Here is a 16,576-nt window from a genome sequence, read left to right as displayed (position 1 = left end):
TGTCGGGCGCTGCCCGGGCTTGCAGCCCGTGCAAGGTCCATTCACAGGCAGTGGTCTTGCCCTACCTCTCTCCCATGAGAACCCGTCTCGCCATTACTGCCCTCTTGAGCTTGATCATCCTCGCCCATATCGGGCTCTGGACCTCGGAGCGTTGGCCGACCGAGCTCAAGCTCCGGCTGACGCTGCTCAATGCGCTGGGTTGGGCGGTGGTTTTGCTGCCAGCCTATGGTGTTTCGCGCTGGCTCGCGGCGCGGGAGGGGCAGACCAAACGCGACCCCTAGCGCAGGGGCGCGGACCAATCGGTCTTGCGCGAGGTGTCGAGCTCGCCGCCGCTCCCCCCACGGGCCTCGCCCACCAGACCGGCGGTCAGCCCCAGTACGAGGACAAAAGCCAGGCTCATGGCAAGCGTTTCAAACCGAAGAGCGCGGGGCGCGGGTGCGGGGGGGATCGTCATGGAGATGTCTTTCTGGGCGGGGTTGGCCATTAACTGGGTGTTAACTACCGACGCCCCATGGCGGGATTGTGGCGCGGACCGGGTTGTCTCGCGGCATGGGGCCCCTTGGCGCGGGGAATTCTCGGCCCGGCCTCTTTAACGCGCGCATCCCTTCGGATAAGAGCAGCGGAACGTTTCACCCATGCAGGACCGGCCCGATGAAATTCACGCTTTCCTGGCTCAAGGATCACCTCGAGACCGAGGCCTCCCTTGACGACATCCTTTATGCCCTGACCGATCTCGGGCTGGAGGTGGAGGGGGTTGAGAACCCCGCCGCGACGCTGTCGGAGTTTATCGTGGGCAAGGTGGTGTCCGCCGAAAAGCACCCGGAAGCCGACCGGCTGAAGGTCTGTCAGGTGGAGTATGGCGAGGGTCCGACGCAGATCATTTGCGGTGCGCCCAATGCCCGCGAGGGGATCACGGTCGTGGTCGCTCGGCCCGGCGTTTATGTGCCGGGCATCGACACCACCATCGGTGTGGGCAAGATCCGTGGGATCGAGAGCTACGGCATGATGGCCTCCGAGCGTGAGCTGGAGATGTCGGACGAGCATACGGGCATCATCGAGCTGCCCGAGGGGGAGATTGGCCAGAGCTTCCCCGATTGGTTGGCCGCCCATGACCCGGCGCGGGTGGATCCGGTGATCGAGATCGCGATTACGCCGAACCGTCCGGATGCGCTGGGCGTGCGGGGCATCGCGCTGGATCTCGCCGCGCGTGGGCTCGGTACAATGAAGGCGCGGGACACGGATCCGGTCCCGGGCAGCTTCCCATGCCCGATCTCGGTCAGCATTGACGAGGATACGCTGGGCGCAGCACCCGTTTTCTATGGTCGCCTGATCCGCGGCGTGAAGAATGGCCCCTCGCCGGATTGGCTACAGGCGGCTCTGCGGGCGATCGGGTTGCGCCCGATCTCGACCCTCGTGGATATCACCAATTTCTTCACCTATGACCGCAACCGGCCCCTGCACGTGTTCGATGCGGACAAGGTCAAGGGCGGGCTGCGCGTCCATGCGGCCAAGGGCGGCGAGCGCTTCACGGGGCTCGACGAGAAGGACTATGTGCTCGAGCCCGGCATGACCGCGATCTCCGACGCGAACGGTGTCGAGAGCCTTGCGGGGATCATGGGCGGTCTGGCATCGGGTTGCACTGAGGAGACCGTGAATGTCTTCCTCGAGGCGGCCTATTTCGATCCGATCCGCACGGCCTATACGGGCCGCGCGCTCAAGATCAATTCCGATGCGCGCTATCGCTTTGAGCGCGGGATCGACCCGGCCTGGACGCCGGAGGGGATCGAGCACGCCACGCGGATGATCCTCGATCTCTGCGGTGGCGAGGCCTCCGAGGTGGTGATGGCGGGCGCCATGCCGGATGTGAGCCGGGCCTATAAGCTGGACACGGACCGGGTGCAGAGCCTTGTGGGAATGGAGATCGCGCCCGAGACCCAGCGCGCGACGCTGGAGGCGCTGGGCTTCAAGCTTGAGGGCGATATGGCCCATGTGCCGAGCTGGCGTCCGGACGTGATGGGTGAGGCGGATCTGGTGGAGGAGGTCGCCCGGATCGCGTCCCTCACCAAGCTCGAAGGCCGGCCCTTGCCGCGTACCGAGACCGGCGTGCCGAAGCCCGTGGTGACCCCGGGCCAGCGGCGTCAAGCCATGGCGCGGCGCACGGCGGCAGGGCTGGGTTACAATGAATGTGTGACCTATTCCTTCATCGATCAGCCCACGGCGGCGCTCTTCGGTGGCGGGACCGAGGCGACCGAGCTGGAAAACCCGATCAGTTCCGAGATGAGCCATATGCGTCCGGCGCTCTTGCCCGGCCTGATGCAGGCGGCGGCGCGGAACCAGGCGCGGGGCATGATGGATCTGGCGCTCTTTGAGGTTGGGCCTGCCTTCCACGGGGGCGAGCCGGGCGAGCAGCACACGCTGATCTCCGGTCTGCTTGTCGGGCGCACCGGGCCGAAGGATGTGCGCGGTGAGAGCCGCCCGGTGGATGTCTATGACGTGAAGGCCGATGCGGAGGCCGTGCTGGCCGCCATTGGTGCCCCCACCAAGGTGCAGATCCTGCGCGGGGCGCAGGAGTGGTGGCACCCGGGGCGCCATGGCAAGATCTGCCTCGGTCCCAAGAAGGTGTTGGGTATCTTTGGCGAGATCCATCCTCGGGTGGTCGCGGCAATGGACCTCAAAGGCCCTGTCATGGGCTTTACGATCTGGCCCGACGAGATCCCGATGCCGCGCAAGTCGAGCGCGACCCGCCCGGCGCTGGAGGCCAAGGATCTGCAAGCGGTGGAGCGCGATTTCGCCTTTGTCGTGGATGCGGGGGTCGAGGCTCTGAACCTGACCAATGCGGCTGCCGGGGCCGACAAGGCGCTGATCGAAGAGGTTCGGATCTTTGACGAGTTCATCGGCGGTGCGCTGGGCGAGGGTAAGAAATCCCTCGCGATCACCGTGCGCCTGCAGCCCAAGGACGCGACCCTGACGGAGAAGGATATCGAGGCCGTGTCCGCCAAGATCGTCGCCAAGGTTGAAAAGGCCACGGGTGGCGTTCTGCGCGGCTAGGTGGGCGCGCCGCTGCGGAGGCTGCGCGGGCTTAGCGGTTGATCTTGCCTCCGGCGGGGATATTTCCAGACTTAAGATGGGGGCGTCGTGCCCCCATTTCCATTGAGGGGAGGGGGCCATGGGGCTGAACATTTATCTTTCCGGTGAGATCCACACGGATTGGCGCGAGCAGATCATCGACGGGGCCGCAGGGTTGGATGTGAGCTTCAACGCGCCGGTCACGGATCACGCGGCCAGCGACGATTGCGGGGTCGCGATCTTCGGAGCGGAGCCGAACAAGTACTGGCATGACCACAAGGGGGCGATGGTCAACGCGATCCGGACCCGCAAGGGAATTGCGGATGCGGATGTGATCGTCGTGCGCTTTGGCGAGAAGTACAAGCAGTGGAACGCGGCCTTTGATGCGGGCTATGCCGCGGCACTTGGCAAGTCGATCATCGTTCTGAACCCGCCCGAGCATCAGCACGCCCTGAAAGAGGTGCACGCGGCGGCCTTGGCCGTGGCCGAGACGCCAGCACAGGTCGTTGAGGTGCTGCGCTACGTGCTGACCGGGGCTTTGCCGGCAGGCACGGCAGCCGCCGCCGAGTAGCGGCTCAGATCACCAAGGCTGCGCTGCGGTTGCGGATCGCGCGCAGCAGGCTGAAGGCGGTGGTCGCCGACGTGCCCGGCGTCTCGGACGGCTTTGCAGTGACAGCAAATGACATCTCGGCGGTATCCGATGCCACCCGGTAGGCATGGCTGTTGCCTGTTGCGTGAGGATCGGCCACGAGCCGCGCCTCCGTGTCGTCGAACCCTCGTCCGGCCAGGGCAAGCGTCGCGGCCACATTGGCATTCTTGGGAAAGCGCAGGGCGGCGTCGCGCGCGGAGCCTTCGAACAGGGTGACCGGGCCCATGAGCGCGGAGAGGTCATGGCCCTCCGCCGCCGCGCTGCCTGCCCAGGCTTTGGGAGGTTTCGTGCCGGTGTAGCGCACCTCCCGCAGGGTGGGTTTTGGCAGGGCCGCGACCATGTCGAGGCCGCCAAGGGCTCCGGCGGGGATCAGAAGTTGTGCACCGTGGTTTGGCGCGCTTCGGAATGCGTCCTCTGAGGCTGGATCCGCGAGCGCGCCGACGGACGCCAGCAGCACGGACACCCCTTCGGAGAGAAGCGCCGGCCCAAAGCTGCGCGCGGCGGCGTGCCCCGCAGCTTCCACCACCAGGTCAGGCGCGAAATCCCGCAGCGCGTCCACCCCCGCAAGGGCGGTGACATCTGGGTCCGACGCCCTGCTGCGGGTCAGTGCCGCCATGGTCGCGGGCTGGGGATCCCCCCTCAGCCCTGCAGCGACGGCGCGGTTGATCGCGCCCAGACCGATGAAGGCGATCCTCATCCGTTGCGATCGGGGATGTTCAGCCCGGTCTGCACTGCCGGGCGCGCGAGGAAGCGATCGAGATAGGCGACCAGGTTCTTGTGTTCGGCCCAGCCCACATGCTCCCGCGTGCCGTAGAACTCCAATGCGCGCAGCCAGGGGGCGATGGCGATATCGGCGATGGAAAACTCGCCCGCGATCCACTCCTTGCCTTCCAGCGCGCCTTCGAGGACGGCGAGCAGACGTTTGGCCTCCGCGATGTAGCGGTCGCGCGGACGGGGGTCTTCGATCTCGCTGCCGGCGAATTTCACGAAGAAGCCCAGCTGGCCAAGCATCGGCCCGAGACCTCCCATCTGGAACATTAGCCATTGGGTGATGACGGCTTTCTCCGCGGGGCTGTTACCGATGAGCTTGCCGGTTTTCTCGGCGAGGTAGAGCAGAATCGCCCCAGATTCAAAGAGCGCGATGGGACCGTCCGGCCCATCCGGATCGATGATGGCCGGGATCTTGTTGTTGGGGTTCAAGGACAGGAATTCGGGGCTTTTCACATCCGCATCGGACAGGGTGACCTTGTGCGGCTCATAGGGCAGGCCCAGCTCCTCAAGCGCGATGGAGACCTTCACGCCATTGGGCGTCGGAAAGGAATAGAGCTGCAGAACGTCAGGGTTTTCGGCAGGCCATTTGCGCGTGATCGGAAACGCAGAGAGATCGGACATCGGGGGCTCCTTCGGCAATGTTCAGCACAGGTAAGCCTCCGACGGTAGGAAAACAGATGGGGCACTGTTAACCTTGCCGCGCAGGCAGTGTGTACCCGTGCAGGGGCCGCGTCTGGGTCAAGAGTTTTCAAGGAGAGCTTGTCGAAATGCTCAACGAATTCAAGGAATTTATCGCCAAGGGCAATGTCATGGACATGGCCGTCGGGATTATCATCGGGGCCGCGTTCACGGCGATCGTCACGTCTCTGGTCGAGGATCTGATTAACCCGATCATCAGCCTCTTTACCGGGGGTTTGGACTTCTCCGGGCTCGGTTTCGCGCTGACCGAGGGCGAGGAGGCCGCGGTCTTTGCCTATGGCAATTTCATCATGGCGGTCATCAACTTCCTCATCATCGCCTGGGTCGTATTTCTCCTGGTGAAGATGGTGAACCGGGTGAAATCCATGGCCGAGGAGCCGAAGGAGGAGGCGCCCGCCGAAGACCCCGGCCCCACCGAAAAGGAACTCTTGATGCAGATCCGGGATGCGCTCGCCAAACCCTGATCTGCTGATCAGACGCTAACGCAATCGAAATCTCTCTCCATCATGCTTGTCGGAAGGACAGGTGTGATGGAACTGGTTAACGCGTATTTAAGGGATCTGCTGGCCGCGCCGTTCAATATGAACCTGCGCATTTCCCTTGTTTATCTGGGCTGTACGCTGCTTCTTGCGGTTGTGATCTGGCTGTGGCGTGGACGGCCCGAAGGGTTCCTTGCCTGGTTGCTGCCCGCGCGGGTCTATCGGCACCGATCGAACCTGCTCGACATCAAGCTCTTTCTGACCAACCGGCTTGTGGATGTTTCCGGTCTTGCCGGGGCGCTGTTTTTTCCCCCGCTTGTGGCGAGCGGTGTGCTGGGCCTCTGGGCGAATTTTGCGGGCTACGCGCCACCACCGGAGAGCGGGCTACGCGTGCTCGCCGCGACCGTGATCATCGTGATGGCCTCGGACTTCTGCAAGTATTGGGCCCATCGCTGGCACCATGAATGGCCTATCCTCTGGCCGTTTCACGCGGTGCACCACTCGGCGGAGGTCCTGACACCGCTGACCGTCATGCGCGCCCATCCGGTGGAGACCTTGCTGCGCAACCTGCTGATGACCTTGATTGTCGGGCTGGTACAGGCGCTGGTCCTGATCGTCCTGCTCGGACGGATCGATTTCGTGACAATTGGCGGGGCGAATGCGCTTTATGTGCTGTTCAACGCGTTGGGGGCGAACCTCCGCCATAGCCATATCTGGCTGAGCTACGGGCGCGTGATGGAGCATGTGTTTATCTCGCCCGCGCAGCACCAGATCCACCACTCCACCGCGGTGGAACATCACGACAAAAACTACGGGTCGATCTTCGCGCTGTGGGACTGGGCCTTTGGCACCCTCTACATCCCGGACCGGCAGGAGGAGTTGACCTTCGGCATATCCGAGGCCGACGGCACGTCGATCCCGCAACCGCACAAGACGCTTGCAGCGGCGTTGTTCGGACCCTTCCGGAACAGTCTCGCCGTCCTGCGGAGCAAGCGCGCAGACGCACCTCGACAGGTGCGGGATCCGTGATCGGGAAGCCTGCGCAAGGGATGAGCCCTGGCTTTTCCCTCTGGCTCGATACGTTGCGGGCCGGGGCAGCCTTGACCGTGCTCTTCGGGCATATGGCGCATATTCGCTTCACGCGGGGCGATTATCATGTCCTACGCGAATGGAACGTGGCCAGCGATGCTGTGGTCGTGTTCTTCGTTCTCTCCGGTGTGGTCATTGCCGCAGCCGCGGAGCGTGACGGTGGATTGGGGCGGTTTGCCTTCAAGCGGCTCACGCGAATCTATGGGGTTTTGATCCCGGCGCTCCTTCTGACCCTCCTGTTCGACGCTTTGGGACAGCGCGTCGATCCGACGGCCTATCAGGCGCCCTTCTACGCGCCGGTTTCCGTGGGCGAGATGGTCTTGCGTGGGGGCACGATGACCAATGAATGGCAGGGGATCTGGACTCGTCTCCGTCTCGGCAGCAACGGGCCGCTTTGGTCTCTGAGCTATGAGGTCGCCTTCTACGCGTTGTTCGCGGTTTTCGTCTTTCTGCGGGGGGCTTTGCGTTGGGTTCTGATGCTGTTGCTCTTGTTGCTGGCTGGGTTGCCGATTTTGGCGCTTCTGCCCTGTTGGCTGCTGGGGGTGTTGCTCTGGTCTCGCCTCTCGCGGCGGGCACCGCCCTCGCGCGGGATAAGCTGGGCCGTTGCGCTCGGTGCACCGCTACTGGCCTTGGCGCTGAAGGCCAGCGGTCTGCCAGACGACTTGACCGAACGAACAGCCGATTGGTTCGCGCCGTGGAATCACCATCTGATCCTTGGGTATTCCGATGAGGCGCTGTGGAGCTTCCTGCTGGCATCCTGCGTGGCGCTCCACCTCTGGGGTGTGCACGGCATCTGCGCAGCACGCGCGCCCTCTCCCCCAAGCTCAATGGCTAAGCTCACGCGCTGGATCGCTGGGGGAAGCTTTTCGCTTTATGTGATGCACTATCCCAGCCTGCATCTCCTGGACGCGACTTTGCCTAATGACCTGCCGGGCCATGATCTTTGGATGCTTGGGCTGACCTTGGCCATCTGTTTCGCCTTCGCCCAGATCTTCGAGCGACCTTTGATCCGGCAACGGCGTGCCCTCGAAGAGATCTGGTCAAGGCTCAAAAGGCCGGGGGCGACGCTTCTAAAGGACACCAAACCTTGAACGAAATAAGGGCGGCGCAGGATCTGCACCGCCCTTTGGAACTTGGTCGACTTGAAACTGCGTGCCCTTAGGCCGCCAGCAGTTCGGCCTCGGTCACCGGCAGGCCAAGGGCTTCGCCCACTGCGCGGTAGGTCAGCGTGCCCGCATGGACGTTCAGACCGGCCCGCAGATGCGGGTCCGCCGCGATCGCTGCGCGCCAGCCCTTGTCCGCGATGTCGAGCATATAGGGCAGGGTCGCATTGCCCAGCGCGATGGTGGAAGTCCGGGCAACCGCGCCGGGCATGTTGGCCACGCAGTAATGCATGATCCCGTCCACATCGTAGATCGGATCCTGGTGCGTGGTCGCGCGCGAGGTCTCAAAGCACCCGCCCTGGTCGATCGCCACATCGACGATCGCCGCACCGGGCTTCATGCTGCCGAGCTGCGCACGGCTGACGAGCTTGGGAGCTGCGGCACCGGGCACGAGCACCGCGCCGATCACCATATCGGCGGTTGCCACCAGCTCGGCCGTGGCCGCGGAGGAGGCATAGCGGTTGGCAAAGAGGCTGCCATGCACGTCATCGAGATAGCGCAGACGCGTCAAGGAGCGGTCGAGCACGGTCACTTTCGCGCCCATCCCTGCCGCGACACGGGCCGCATGGGTGCCCACGACACCGCCACCGATCACGACCACTTCAGCCGCGCCGACGCCGGGCACGCCACCCATCAGAACACCGCGGCCTCCATTGGCCTTCTGCAGGGTCCAAGCGCCCATTTGCGGCGCGAGGCGCCCGGCCACTTCGGACATCGGCGCGAGCAAGGGCAGGCTGCCATCCGGGGCCGTCACGGTTTCATAGGCGATCGCTGTGACACCAGAGGCCAGCAGATCACGGGTCTGATCGGGGTCGGGAGCCAGGTGAAGGTAGGTGAAGAGGACCTGACCTTCGCGCAGCATGGCGCGTTCGATGGCCTGAGGCTCTTTGACCTTCACGATCATATCCGCAGTGGCAAAGACCTCGGCGGCCGTGTCGACGATGCCGGCGCCGGCGGCCACATAATCCGCATCCTCGAAGCCTGCGCCCACGCCAGCGCCCGACTGCATGATGACCTCATGGCCATGGGCAATGGCCTCGGCGGCGGCGGCGGGCGTCAGACCGACGCGGTATTCTTGGGGTTTGATTTCTGTCGGGCAACCGATGCGCATGAGAGCCTCCCTCGTGAGTTGTGAACGCGATAAGCGGAAGCTGGCATGCTTTGGTCGGGAATGCTGTGAAAAGACGTGTGCAAAACAAGTTCAAAATGGTAATATCTTGCACCAATTAAAAATTTGCGAGAGATTTTTGCAAGATGATCGCTCTTGACGACAAAGACATCCGAATCCTGAGCGCGCTGCAACGCACCGGGCGGATGTCCAATGCCGAGCTTTCGGAATTGGCGCATCTGTCGCCCTCAGCCTGCCATCGCCGCGTCGCCCGGATGGAAGCGGAGGGTGTGATCCGCGACTATGTTGCCCTACTGGAGCCGCGTGCCGTGGACCGCAAAACCACGGTTTTTGTCGAGGTGACCCTCTCGGGTCAGGCGGATGAGGTGCTGGCGGCCTTCGAGAAGGCGGTTCAAACCGTGCCCGAGGTCCTCGAATGTCATTTGATGGCGGGCAAGGCGGACTACCTTCTGAAGGTGGTCGCCCAGGATACCGAGGCCTTCGCCGCCCTGCATCGCAGCCGTCTCGCGACGCTGCCCGGTGTGGCGCAGATCCAGTCGAGTTTTGCCCTGCGCACGGTCTTCAAGACCACCGCGCTGCCGCTCTAGGGCTCCGACTTTTGGAGTGCTGCGCGCAGTGTGGAAAATGGGGTAGTCTGGATCCATGCGGATGCTGCCCTGTCTCTTGCTGTGCCTGATCCTGACGCTTGGCGCGCTGCCGGGTTCGGCGACCGAGCGCGCCGAGTTGGATGCGGCGCTGAGCGCTCGTGCGCAGGACCTGATCGAGGCGTTGGACCAGAGCGCGGGGAACCTGCGGTTTCGCCTCGCCGCGGATCCGGCCCTGATCGGGCTGGCGATCTGGCGCGGCGGCACACGCCTTTTCCCGGAGCCGGGCGGTTTGCACCATGTGAGCGATGACCAGATCCTCCGGGTCTTGCCGGGGCTGGAGGCCTTGCGCGACCGTGCGGCCCCAACCGCCTGGGCCGAAGACGGTCTGTCGCCGGACGCGATGGCCTGGTGCCATAACCTGTGGGAGATCTGCCTGCTTTTCGAGGCCTCGGCGCTGGCAGCAGAGTTCGGGTTTGCCAGTCCAGAAGCCCTGCGCGCCGCTGTGTTCGAGGCGCCGCCGTCGAACTCCCGTCCCTGGGGGCTCGCCTTGGGGCTTGTGCTGGCCGGGGTGACGGGTGCGTTTGCGCTGCGCCATATGCGGTCCACAGCACCTGCCTCGGAGCCGCCCGATGCTGCCGGTTTCTCGCTGGGGGATGTGACCGTGGACCCACGCCGGATGGTCGCCAGTCGCGGAGAGGTCACGGCGGATCTCACGGCGCGCGACCTGCGGCTCTTGCAACATCTGGCCGAGAACCCGGGCGCGGTGCTGAGCAAGGATGAGCTCTATGATGTGGGTTGGGGGCGGGACTACATGCCCAATAGTCGGGCGCTGGATCAGCATATCGCGACCCTCCGGCGCAAGCTTGACCCGGATCGCAGCCGGGCGCCGGTGATTGAGACGGTCCATGGGCAGGGCTACCGCCTACCAGGTTGATTTTACAGTTTTCTGACAGTTTCTTGCAGTGGTTTCACGCATCCCGCGCCGCGATGTCCTTTGCTGGGAGGGCAAATTGAGGAGGCTCCCATGCGTATTGTTTCACTGACCGTTCTGCTCTGCCTGGGCGGTGCTGCCCTTGCCGATGGCCCCACGCCGCGCGAGATGATGGTCGAGGATCACGGCACCCATAACCCCGAGGAACTGTCCCTGCGCGGGGCGCTCGCCCGGCTGAAGATCGGCCAACCCTCCCCCATGGACAGCGCGCTGGGCTATGGCGCGGCCAAGGCGGGCCTGCATGAGGAAGCGCGCGCGCTCTTCGAGGACAGCGCGGCCCGGGGCAATGTGCAGGGCATGACCTGGCTGAGCTGGATGGAGGACAATGGGCTTGCGGGCCCGGAAAACCCCGAGGCCGCAGCAGAGTGGGACCGGCGCGCAGCGGAGCTGGGCAGCGAGGTCGCTATGTTCAATTATGGTTTGGATCTCTTGCGCGGGCGCGGCGTGCCCCGGGATGAGGTCGAGGGGCGCCGCGTGATCGAGCGCGCTGCTGCGTTGGGCGAGACGTCGGCGCAACACCTGATCGACAATGACTTCGATCTCGACAGTGTCACGCCCGATGCGGATGCGTGGAAATACGCGCCGCATCTCTTCTAAGCGCACCCTAGAAAACAACAAACCCCCGGGCCAAGCCTCGGGGGTCGTCGTTTTCAGCGAAAGCTGAGCGAGTTGGGCCTAGAGCCCCCCTTCGCGCTGGGCTTTCTTGCGTGCGAGTTTACGGGCACGGCGAATGGCCTCGGCCTTCTCGCGTGCTTTCTTCTCGGAGGGCTTTTCGTAATGTTGCTTGAGCTTCATTTCCCGAAACACACCCTCGCGCTGCAGCTTCTTCTTGAGAGCCCGCAGTGCCTGATCGACGTTGTTGTCGCGTACGCTGACCTGCATGTGGTTGTCACCACCTTCCTAAGTTTGTGTTGCGTCAGATTGCAGGAGGTGGCCGTATAGCAAGGGCTGGACTAGATGTCCAGCACGCCTGTCCGCCTGCTGGAGACCCTGATGACCGACACCCGCACCACCCCGGAATTGAGCGATGCGCTGCTCGATGCCGCGCTGATCCATGTGGCCTTCGATGGCTGGTCGCCCGCCACTTTTGACGCGGCCTGCGCGGATGCCGAGATTGAGCCCGGGTTGGCGGAGACTCTGTTCCCGCGCCGCCATGTGGATCTGGCCCTGGCTTTCCATGCCCGTGGCGATGCGGAGATGGTCGCCCGGCTCAAGCGCGAGCCTCTGGATGGCCTGCGCTTTCGTGACAAGGTGGCGGCGGCGGTGCGGTATCGGCTCGAGGCCGTTGAGGACAAGGAGGCCGTGCGCCGTGGCACGACGCTCTTTGCGTTGCCGCAATACGCTGCTGATGGGGCCAAGGCGATCTGGGGGACCTGTGATCTGATCTGGGAGACCCTCGGCGACAGTTCCAATGATTTCAACTGGTATTCCAAGCGCGCGACCCTGGCCGGGGTCTATGGCGCGACGGTGCTTTACTGGTTGGGCGACACCTCCGAGGGGGATGTGGCGACCTGGGCCTTCCTCGACCGTCGGATTGACGATGTGATGAAAATCGAGGAGGTCAAAGGGGCCGTGAACAAGAACCCGCTGCTGCGCGGGTTGATGAGCGGCCCGAACTGGGTGCTGAGCCAGATCAAGCCGCCCTCGAAACTGCCCCGAGCGGATCTGCCCGGATCCTTTCGGCCGAAATAGGACGACCCCATGGATTTGCCCCAGACAATGCGCGCCGTAGAAATCACGGAACCCGGCGGACCCGAGGTTCTGCGCCCTTGCGAGCGCCCTGTGCCGGTGCCGGGTGCGGGGCAGATCCTGATCAAGGTGGCTTATGCCGGGGTGAACCGTCCCGACGCGTTGCAACGCGCAGGCAGCTATGCGCCGCCCCCTACGGCCAGCGATCTGCCGGGGCTGGAGGTCTCGGGCACGGTCGTGGCGACTGGTCCGGATGTGGCGCGGTGGTCCGTGGGCGATGCGGTCTGCGCGCTGACGCCCGGTGGGGGGTATGCGGAATATGTGGTCTGCCCGGCCGCCCATGCCCTGCCGATCCCCGATGGCCTGCCCATGGATCAGGCGGCCGCGCTTTGCGAGAACCACTACACGGTTTGGTCCAATGTGGTGACCCGCGGCGGGCTTGTCGGCGGGGAACGGTTTCTGGTTCATGGCGGATCCTCCGGGATCGGGACGGTGGCCATCCAGTTGGCCCATGCCCGCGGGGCCCGGGTCTTTGCCACTGCCGGCTCGGCGGAGAAATGCGCGGCCTGCACCGAGCTCGGGGCGGAGCGCGCGATCAACTATCGCGAGGAGGATTTCGTGCCGATCCTCAAGGCCGAGGGCGGCGCGGATGTGATCCTCGACATGGTTGGCGGGGACTACATCCTGCGCAACCTCAAGAGCCTGGCAGAGGACGGGCGTCTGGTGCAGATCGCGTTTTTGCAAGGGCCGAAAATGGCGGTGAATTTTGCCCCGCTGATGATGCGACGGCTGACGATCACCGGCTCCACCCTGCGTCCGCAATCGGATCTCGCCAAGGCGCGGATCGCAGAGGATCTCGAGCGCGAGGTCTGGCCTCTGCTGTCTTCGGGGCGGATCAAGGTGGTGATGGACAGCACTTATGATCTGGAAAAAGCGTCCGAGGCTCACGCGCGGATGGAGAGCTCAGCCCATATCGGCAAGATCGTTCTGGCGGTCTGAACTCTTGGCGGTGGCGCGGGTCGCGCCTGCGGGAGCCTCCGGCGGGGATATTTAGAGACTTAAGGAAACCGGATGGTGCAAGACCCCGGCGCTGTCCGCGGCCCGGAGGTCGCGGACAGGGGGATTGTGGCTATTCCGCCGCGATTTTCAGCGACACCGGATGGCGGGGCGTGTCCGCGGCCTCGGCCTCCGAGGCCGCTTTGGGTTTGCGGGGACGCACCAGCGCAAAGAGCGGAGGGGTGAAGTAGAAACTCACCACCGTCGACAGCAGCACGCCGCCCGCCACAGCCATGGCGAAGGGGGGCCAGAACCCGCCACCCGCGAGGATCAGGGGCAAGAAGCCGCCAAAGGTGGTCAGCGTCGTCGAGATGATGTGCCGCGAGCCATTCATGACAACCTGGGCCATGGCGTCGCGATCCCCGGCGGCGGCGGCCTCATCCTGCTGCAGGCCGGTCAGGATGATGATCGCCGCGTTGATCGACACCCCGATGGAGCCGATCACCCCGATGATTGCCGTGATCCCGAACGGGTATTGGAAGACCGCAAGGGAAAGGATGCTGAGCCCGGCCGAGAGCACCGCCACGACCATGGTCACCGCCGAGAGTCGGAAGGAGCCGAAGGTCAGTACGATGGTGGCGAGCGACAGGGTCACGATCAGCCCGAGCGGGGCCATCAGTCGGGTCACCGTGTCGTTGCGCGCGTCCGCATCCCCGCCAATCGCCAGATCGTACCCGGCGGGCAGGGCGAAGCCAGCGGCACTGATGGCCGCTTGCGCGCGCACCAGCGCCTCTTGCGGCAGCAGGTCCGGGGCGATGAAGGCCTGGACCGTGTTCACCCGGGTGCCGTCGCGCCGCGCGATGGGGCTGTCGGAGGGCACGAGCGCGATCTCGGCAATGGCGGAGAGGGGGAACGCGGGCAGGGTCTGGCTCTGACGGCCAGTCCCCGGTGGTGGTACGATGAGCATCTGTGAAATCCGCTCCAGATCGTCCCGCGTTCCCGCCCCCAGCTGCACCCGCACGGGGAGCTGTTCGGAGGCCTCGATCAGGGACCCGCCGGTCACACCATCCAGGCCGGTCTGCAATTGCCGCGCCACATCGGCGAGGCTGAGCCCGGCGAGCTGGGCTGCTGCCTCGTCCACATCGACCTGCACTTTGGGCGCGCCGCCCTCATAGCTGGCACGCACCGTGGTGATCCCTTCGACACCGAGCAAGATGGCGCGCAGGCGCTCGCCCTCAGCGCGCAGCACTTCCAGCGTCGGGCCCTCAAGCCGGAATTCCACCGGTGCGTCCACGGGCGGGCCCTGCACGAGGCCGCGCACAAGGATGCGGGCTTCGGGATAGGCCTCGGTCAGTCGGGTCTGCAGAGGCTCCAGCAGGGCCGCGGTTGCATCGGGTGAGCTGGTCGTGATCAGCGCCTGGGCGAAGCTGGGCTCGCCCTGCCGCGTGCCAACGATGTTGTAGTAAAAGGCCGGGGCGCTTTCCCCGAGGGTCCAGGCCACCCGGGTGATCCCATCCGTGGCGCGCAGATCCGCATCCATGGCCTCCACAAGGTCATGGGTTTCGGACAGGGCCGTGCCCTTGGCCAGATCCACTTCGATATGGAACTGATCGCGGTCGACGCCGGGGAAGAACTGCGCGGTCAGGGTCGGGAAGCTGACAAAGCCCATCACAGGCAGGACAAGCGCCAGCGCGACGGAGCGGACCGGGTTGTTGACCGACCAGCGCAGGCTGGCGTGAAACACGCGTCCAGGCAGGCCAGCGACCAGCCCCGCGCCGCGCCCGCCCTCGGGCAGGAGCCAGCCGGCAAGGGCCGGGGTGATGGTCAGGGCGATGACGAAGGACCAGACCAGCATCAGCACCACGGCGATGGCGATCGCGCCCACGAAGTCTCCGGCCCCGCCGGGCAGCAGGATCATCGGCACGAAACTCAGCGCCGTGGTCACGGTCGAGGCCAAGAGCGGCGCGGCCAGACGCCGGATCGCCGTGTCTACGGCCTCAAGTCGTGTGTTGCCCTTGGCAAGGCGTTGGCGGATGTCGTCTGTCATCACAATGGCCGCATCCACCAGAAGCCCGAGCGCCACGATCAGGCCGGTCACGCTCATCTGGTGGATCGGCAGGCCGATGAAGTTCATGGAGGCGATGGTCGCGAGGCTCACCAGCGGCAGCACCGCCGCCACGATCAGCGCGGCGCGCACGCCCAGCGTGACCAGCAGAACGAGCACCACGAGGCCGACACCGATGGCCATGTTCACGGCTACTTCGGTCAGGCGGTCCGCCGTATAGATGGCCTGGTCAAAGAGCTGTTCGACCACGAGGGAGCGCGGCAGCAGCGCCTCGAAACTCGCCACCTCGTCCTGCACCCAGCCCATCCAGACATCGATCTGCAAGCCTTCATTCGCCTGCACGCCCAGCAGGACCGCATCCTGGCCATCGACCAGCGCCATGGCGGCGGCGGGCGTGCGGGGCGTGCGCGAGACCTCGGCCACGTCGCCCAGACGGGTGACCTGCCCGGCGCTGCCGGTGACCAGAACGATCTGGCGCAGGCGGTCCAGCGCCTCGATATCGCCCTGCACATCCAGCAGGATATCGGTGCTGCCGCTCACCAGCCGTCCGGATTGCACCTTGGCATCGGCCCGTTGCACGGCGGCGGAGATCGCCTCGGGCGTGAGGCCCAGCGCCGCGATGCGGGCGGGGTCCAGAGTGACGAGCACTTCTTCTTCGGGGGTGCCAAAGCTCTCGACGCTTTTGGTGCCGGGGACGTTGCGCAGGCGTTCGGCCAACTCTTCGGCAGTGCGGGCGAGGACGGCGGGGTTTGCCGCCCCGGCGCTGGGCTTGACCGCGAAGATCGCGCCGAAGGCGGCGATGCCGTCGCTGTCAAACTCGGGCGGGAGCGCGCCGCTGGGGAAGGTGCGGGCCACATCCGTGACACCATCGCGGGCCTTGGACCAGATCTCTTCGATCTTGGCGGGGTCCGTGGTCTCGTTCAGCTCAAGGCTGATGACCGAGATCCCTGTCGCCGAAGTCGAGGAGATGGTGTTCATATCCGCCAGGGTGCGCATCTCTTCCTCGAGGGGTTGCGAGATCAGCGCTTCGATCCGGCTGGGCTCGGCCCCGGGATAGAGGGTGGTGATGGTGGCGTTCAGATTGGTGATGGTCGGGTCTTCCTGCCGCCCCAGGGACAGGAAGGCCGAGGCGCCGGCAGAGATAATCACCAGAAGGGCGAGGATTACCAGCCGGGGGTTGCGGAAGGGGAGGGTGAACACGGA

At 65.0% G+C, this 16,576-nt stretch carries 17 protein-coding genes; 11 read left to right on the top strand and 6 right to left on the bottom strand.

The window, feature by feature from the left end; all coding sequences use genetic code 11:
* The first annotated feature begins 74 nt into the window (after window positions 1-74).
* Window positions 75-281, top strand: coding sequence for a phenylalanyl-tRNA synthetase subunit beta (locus ACP153_RS05615; protein WP_424969963.1), 207 nt, complete (start codon window positions 75-77; stop codon window positions 279-281).
* Here ACP153_RS05615 and ACP153_RS05610 read toward each other — a convergent pair.
* A complete protein-coding gene (locus ACP153_RS05610) occupies window positions 278-400 on the bottom strand; it encodes a hypothetical protein (protein WP_424969962.1) in 123 nt (40 codons plus the stop codon). The genes ACP153_RS05615 and ACP153_RS05610 overlap by 4 nt on opposite strands.
* Window positions 401-651: 251 nt before the next feature.
* Between ACP153_RS05610 and pheT the strand changes: the two genes are divergently transcribed.
* Together pheT and ACP153_RS05600 are read left to right on the top strand one after the other, a co-directional pair.
* Entirely contained in the window at window positions 652-3,048 is a 2,397-nt protein-coding gene (gene pheT / locus ACP153_RS05605; RefSeq protein WP_424969961.1) for a phenylalanine--tRNA ligase subunit beta, read from the top strand.
* A 118-nt stretch (window positions 3,049-3,166) separates the two neighbouring features.
* A complete protein-coding gene (locus tag ACP153_RS05600) occupies window positions 3,167-3,637 on the top strand; it encodes a YtoQ family protein (RefSeq protein WP_424969960.1) in 471 nt (156 codons plus the stop codon).
* Between the two features lie 4 nt (window positions 3,638-3,641).
* On the opposite strand, the gene ACP153_RS05595 is transcribed toward ACP153_RS05600, so the two are convergent.
* Both ACP153_RS05595 and ACP153_RS05590 read right to left on the bottom strand, forming a co-directional pair.
* Window positions 3,642-4,412: an aspartate dehydrogenase gene (locus tag ACP153_RS05595; protein ID WP_424969959.1), complete on the bottom strand. Its 771-nt coding sequence runs from the start codon at window positions 4,410-4,412 to the stop codon at window positions 3,642-3,644.
* Window positions 4,409-5,107 (bottom strand): glutathione S-transferase family protein, encoded by a 699-nt coding sequence (locus ACP153_RS05590; protein ID WP_424969958.1) that lies wholly within the window; start codon window positions 5,105-5,107, stop codon window positions 4,409-4,411. The genes ACP153_RS05595 and ACP153_RS05590 overlap by 4 nt, the downstream gene beginning before the upstream one ends.
* Before the next feature lie 146 nt (window positions 5,108-5,253).
* On the opposite strand from ACP153_RS05590, the gene mscL reads away from it, so the two are divergent.
* The 3 genes from mscL (at window position 5,254) to ACP153_RS05575 (ending at window position 7,844) form a co-directional block, all read left to right on the top strand.
* Window positions 5,254-5,649, top strand: a complete 396-nt coding sequence (mscL, locus tag ACP153_RS05585) for a large-conductance mechanosensitive channel protein MscL (RefSeq protein WP_424969957.1) — start codon at window positions 5,254-5,256, stop codon at window positions 5,647-5,649.
* Window positions 5,650-5,715: 66 nt separating this feature from the next.
* Window positions 5,716-6,693, top strand: a complete 978-nt coding sequence (locus tag ACP153_RS05580; RefSeq protein ID WP_424969956.1) for a sterol desaturase family protein — start codon at window positions 5,716-5,718, stop codon at window positions 6,691-6,693.
* 20 nt (window positions 6,694-6,713) lie between these two features.
* Window positions 6,714-7,844, top strand: a complete 1,131-nt coding sequence (locus ACP153_RS05575) for an acyltransferase family protein (protein WP_424969954.1) — start codon at window positions 6,714-6,716, stop codon at window positions 7,842-7,844.
* 67 nt (window positions 7,845-7,911) lie between these two features.
* Here the strand turns inward: ACP153_RS05575 and ald are convergent, their stop codons facing one another.
* Window positions 7,912-9,027, bottom strand: coding sequence for an alanine dehydrogenase (gene ald, locus ACP153_RS05570; protein ID WP_424969953.1), 1,116 nt, complete (start codon window positions 9,025-9,027; stop codon window positions 7,912-7,914).
* A gap of 146 nt (window positions 9,028-9,173) precedes the next feature.
* Between ald and ACP153_RS05565 the strand changes: the two genes are divergently transcribed.
* From ACP153_RS05565 to ACP153_RS05555, 3 genes are all read left to right on the top strand, one after another.
* Window positions 9,174-9,632, top strand: a complete 459-nt coding sequence (locus ACP153_RS05565; RefSeq protein WP_424970024.1) for an Lrp/AsnC family transcriptional regulator — start codon at window positions 9,174-9,176, stop codon at window positions 9,630-9,632.
* A gap of 61 nt (window positions 9,633-9,693) precedes the next feature.
* Window positions 9,694-10,566: a winged helix-turn-helix domain-containing protein gene (locus ACP153_RS05560; protein WP_424969951.1), complete on the top strand. Its 873-nt coding sequence runs from the start codon at window positions 9,694-9,696 to the stop codon at window positions 10,564-10,566.
* Between the two features lie 90 nt (window positions 10,567-10,656).
* On the top strand, window positions 10,657-11,220 hold the full coding sequence (locus ACP153_RS05555) for a tetratricopeptide repeat protein (RefSeq protein WP_424969950.1): 564 nt from the start codon (window positions 10,657-10,659) through the stop codon (window positions 11,218-11,220).
* A gap of 78 nt (window positions 11,221-11,298) precedes the next feature.
* On the opposite strand, the gene rpsU is transcribed toward ACP153_RS05555, so the two are convergent.
* A complete protein-coding gene (gene rpsU, locus ACP153_RS05550) occupies window positions 11,299-11,505 on the bottom strand; it encodes a 30S ribosomal protein S21 (protein ID WP_012176928.1) in 207 nt (68 codons plus the stop codon).
* Window positions 11,506-11,616: 111 nt separating this feature from the next.
* Between rpsU and ACP153_RS05545 the strand changes: the two genes are divergently transcribed.
* Entirely contained in the window at window positions 11,617-12,315 is a 699-nt protein-coding gene (locus tag ACP153_RS05545) for a COQ9 family protein (RefSeq protein WP_424970023.1), read from the top strand.
* Window positions 12,316-12,324: 9 nt separating this feature from the next.
* Window positions 12,325-13,311 carry an NAD(P)H-quinone oxidoreductase gene (locus ACP153_RS05540; protein ID WP_424969949.1) on the top strand — a complete coding sequence of 329 codons (987 nt, stop codon included), beginning with the start codon at window positions 12,325-12,327 and terminating at the stop codon, window positions 13,309-13,311.
* 130 nt (window positions 13,312-13,441) lie between these two features.
* Here ACP153_RS05540 and ACP153_RS05535 read toward each other — a convergent pair whose 3' ends face one another.
* Complete coding sequence (locus ACP153_RS05535; protein WP_424969948.1) at window positions 13,442-16,573, bottom strand: efflux RND transporter permease subunit; 3,132 nt, start codon at window positions 16,571-16,573, stop codon at window positions 13,442-13,444.
* Between the last annotated feature and the right edge of the window lie 3 nt (window positions 16,574-16,576).

The sequence above is a fragment of the Dinoroseobacter sp. S76 genome, from assembly GCF_049801095.1.
GTDB lineage: Bacteria > Pseudomonadota > Alphaproteobacteria > Rhodobacterales > Rhodobacteraceae > Dinoroseobacter.
Note: the sequence above shows the minus strand (reverse complement) of the source record. Positions and strands in the feature narration are given on the sequence as shown.

What these genes read in the sequence shown, in the direction of transcription:
- ACP153_RS05615 (WP_424969963.1), top strand. Translation starts at nt 75, where the DNA reads ATGAGAACCCGTCTCGCCATTACTGCCCTCTTGAGCTTGATCATCCTC.
- ACP153_RS05610 (WP_424969962.1), bottom strand. Translation starts at nt 400, where the DNA reads ATGAGCCTGGCTTTTGTCCTCGTACTGGGGCTGACCGCCGGTCTGGTG.
- pheT (WP_424969961.1), top strand. Translation starts at nt 652, where the DNA reads ATGAAATTCACGCTTTCCTGGCTCAAGGATCACCTCGAGACCGAGGCC.
- ACP153_RS05600 (WP_424969960.1), top strand. Translation starts at nt 3,167, where the DNA reads ATGGGGCTGAACATTTATCTTTCCGGTGAGATCCACACGGATTGGCGC.
- ACP153_RS05595 (WP_424969959.1), bottom strand. Translation starts at nt 4,412, where the DNA reads ATGAGGATCGCCTTCATCGGTCTGGGCGCGATCAACCGCGCCGTCGCT.
- ACP153_RS05590 (WP_424969958.1), bottom strand. Translation starts at nt 5,107, where the DNA reads ATGTCCGATCTCTCTGCGTTTCCGATCACGCGCAAATGGCCTGCCGAA.
- mscL (WP_424969957.1), top strand. Translation starts at nt 5,254, where the DNA reads ATGCTCAACGAATTCAAGGAATTTATCGCCAAGGGCAATGTCATGGAC.
- ACP153_RS05580 (WP_424969956.1), top strand. Translation starts at nt 5,716, where the DNA reads ATGGAACTGGTTAACGCGTATTTAAGGGATCTGCTGGCCGCGCCGTTC.
- ACP153_RS05575 (WP_424969954.1), top strand. Translation starts at nt 6,714, where the DNA reads ATGAGCCCTGGCTTTTCCCTCTGGCTCGATACGTTGCGGGCCGGGGCA.
- ald (WP_424969953.1), bottom strand. Translation starts at nt 9,027, where the DNA reads ATGCGCATCGGTTGCCCGACAGAAATCAAACCCCAAGAATACCGCGTC.
- ACP153_RS05560 (WP_424969951.1), top strand. Translation starts at nt 9,694, where the DNA reads ATGCTGCCCTGTCTCTTGCTGTGCCTGATCCTGACGCTTGGCGCGCTG.
- ACP153_RS05555 (WP_424969950.1), top strand. Translation starts at nt 10,657, where the DNA reads ATGCGTATTGTTTCACTGACCGTTCTGCTCTGCCTGGGCGGTGCTGCC.
- rpsU (WP_012176928.1), bottom strand. Translation starts at nt 11,505, where the DNA reads ATGCAGGTCAGCGTACGCGACAACAACGTCGATCAGGCACTGCGGGCT.
- ACP153_RS05545 (WP_424970023.1), top strand. Translation starts at nt 11,617, where the DNA reads ATGACCGACACCCGCACCACCCCGGAATTGAGCGATGCGCTGCTCGAT.
- ACP153_RS05540 (WP_424969949.1), top strand. Translation starts at nt 12,325, where the DNA reads ATGGATTTGCCCCAGACAATGCGCGCCGTAGAAATCACGGAACCCGGC.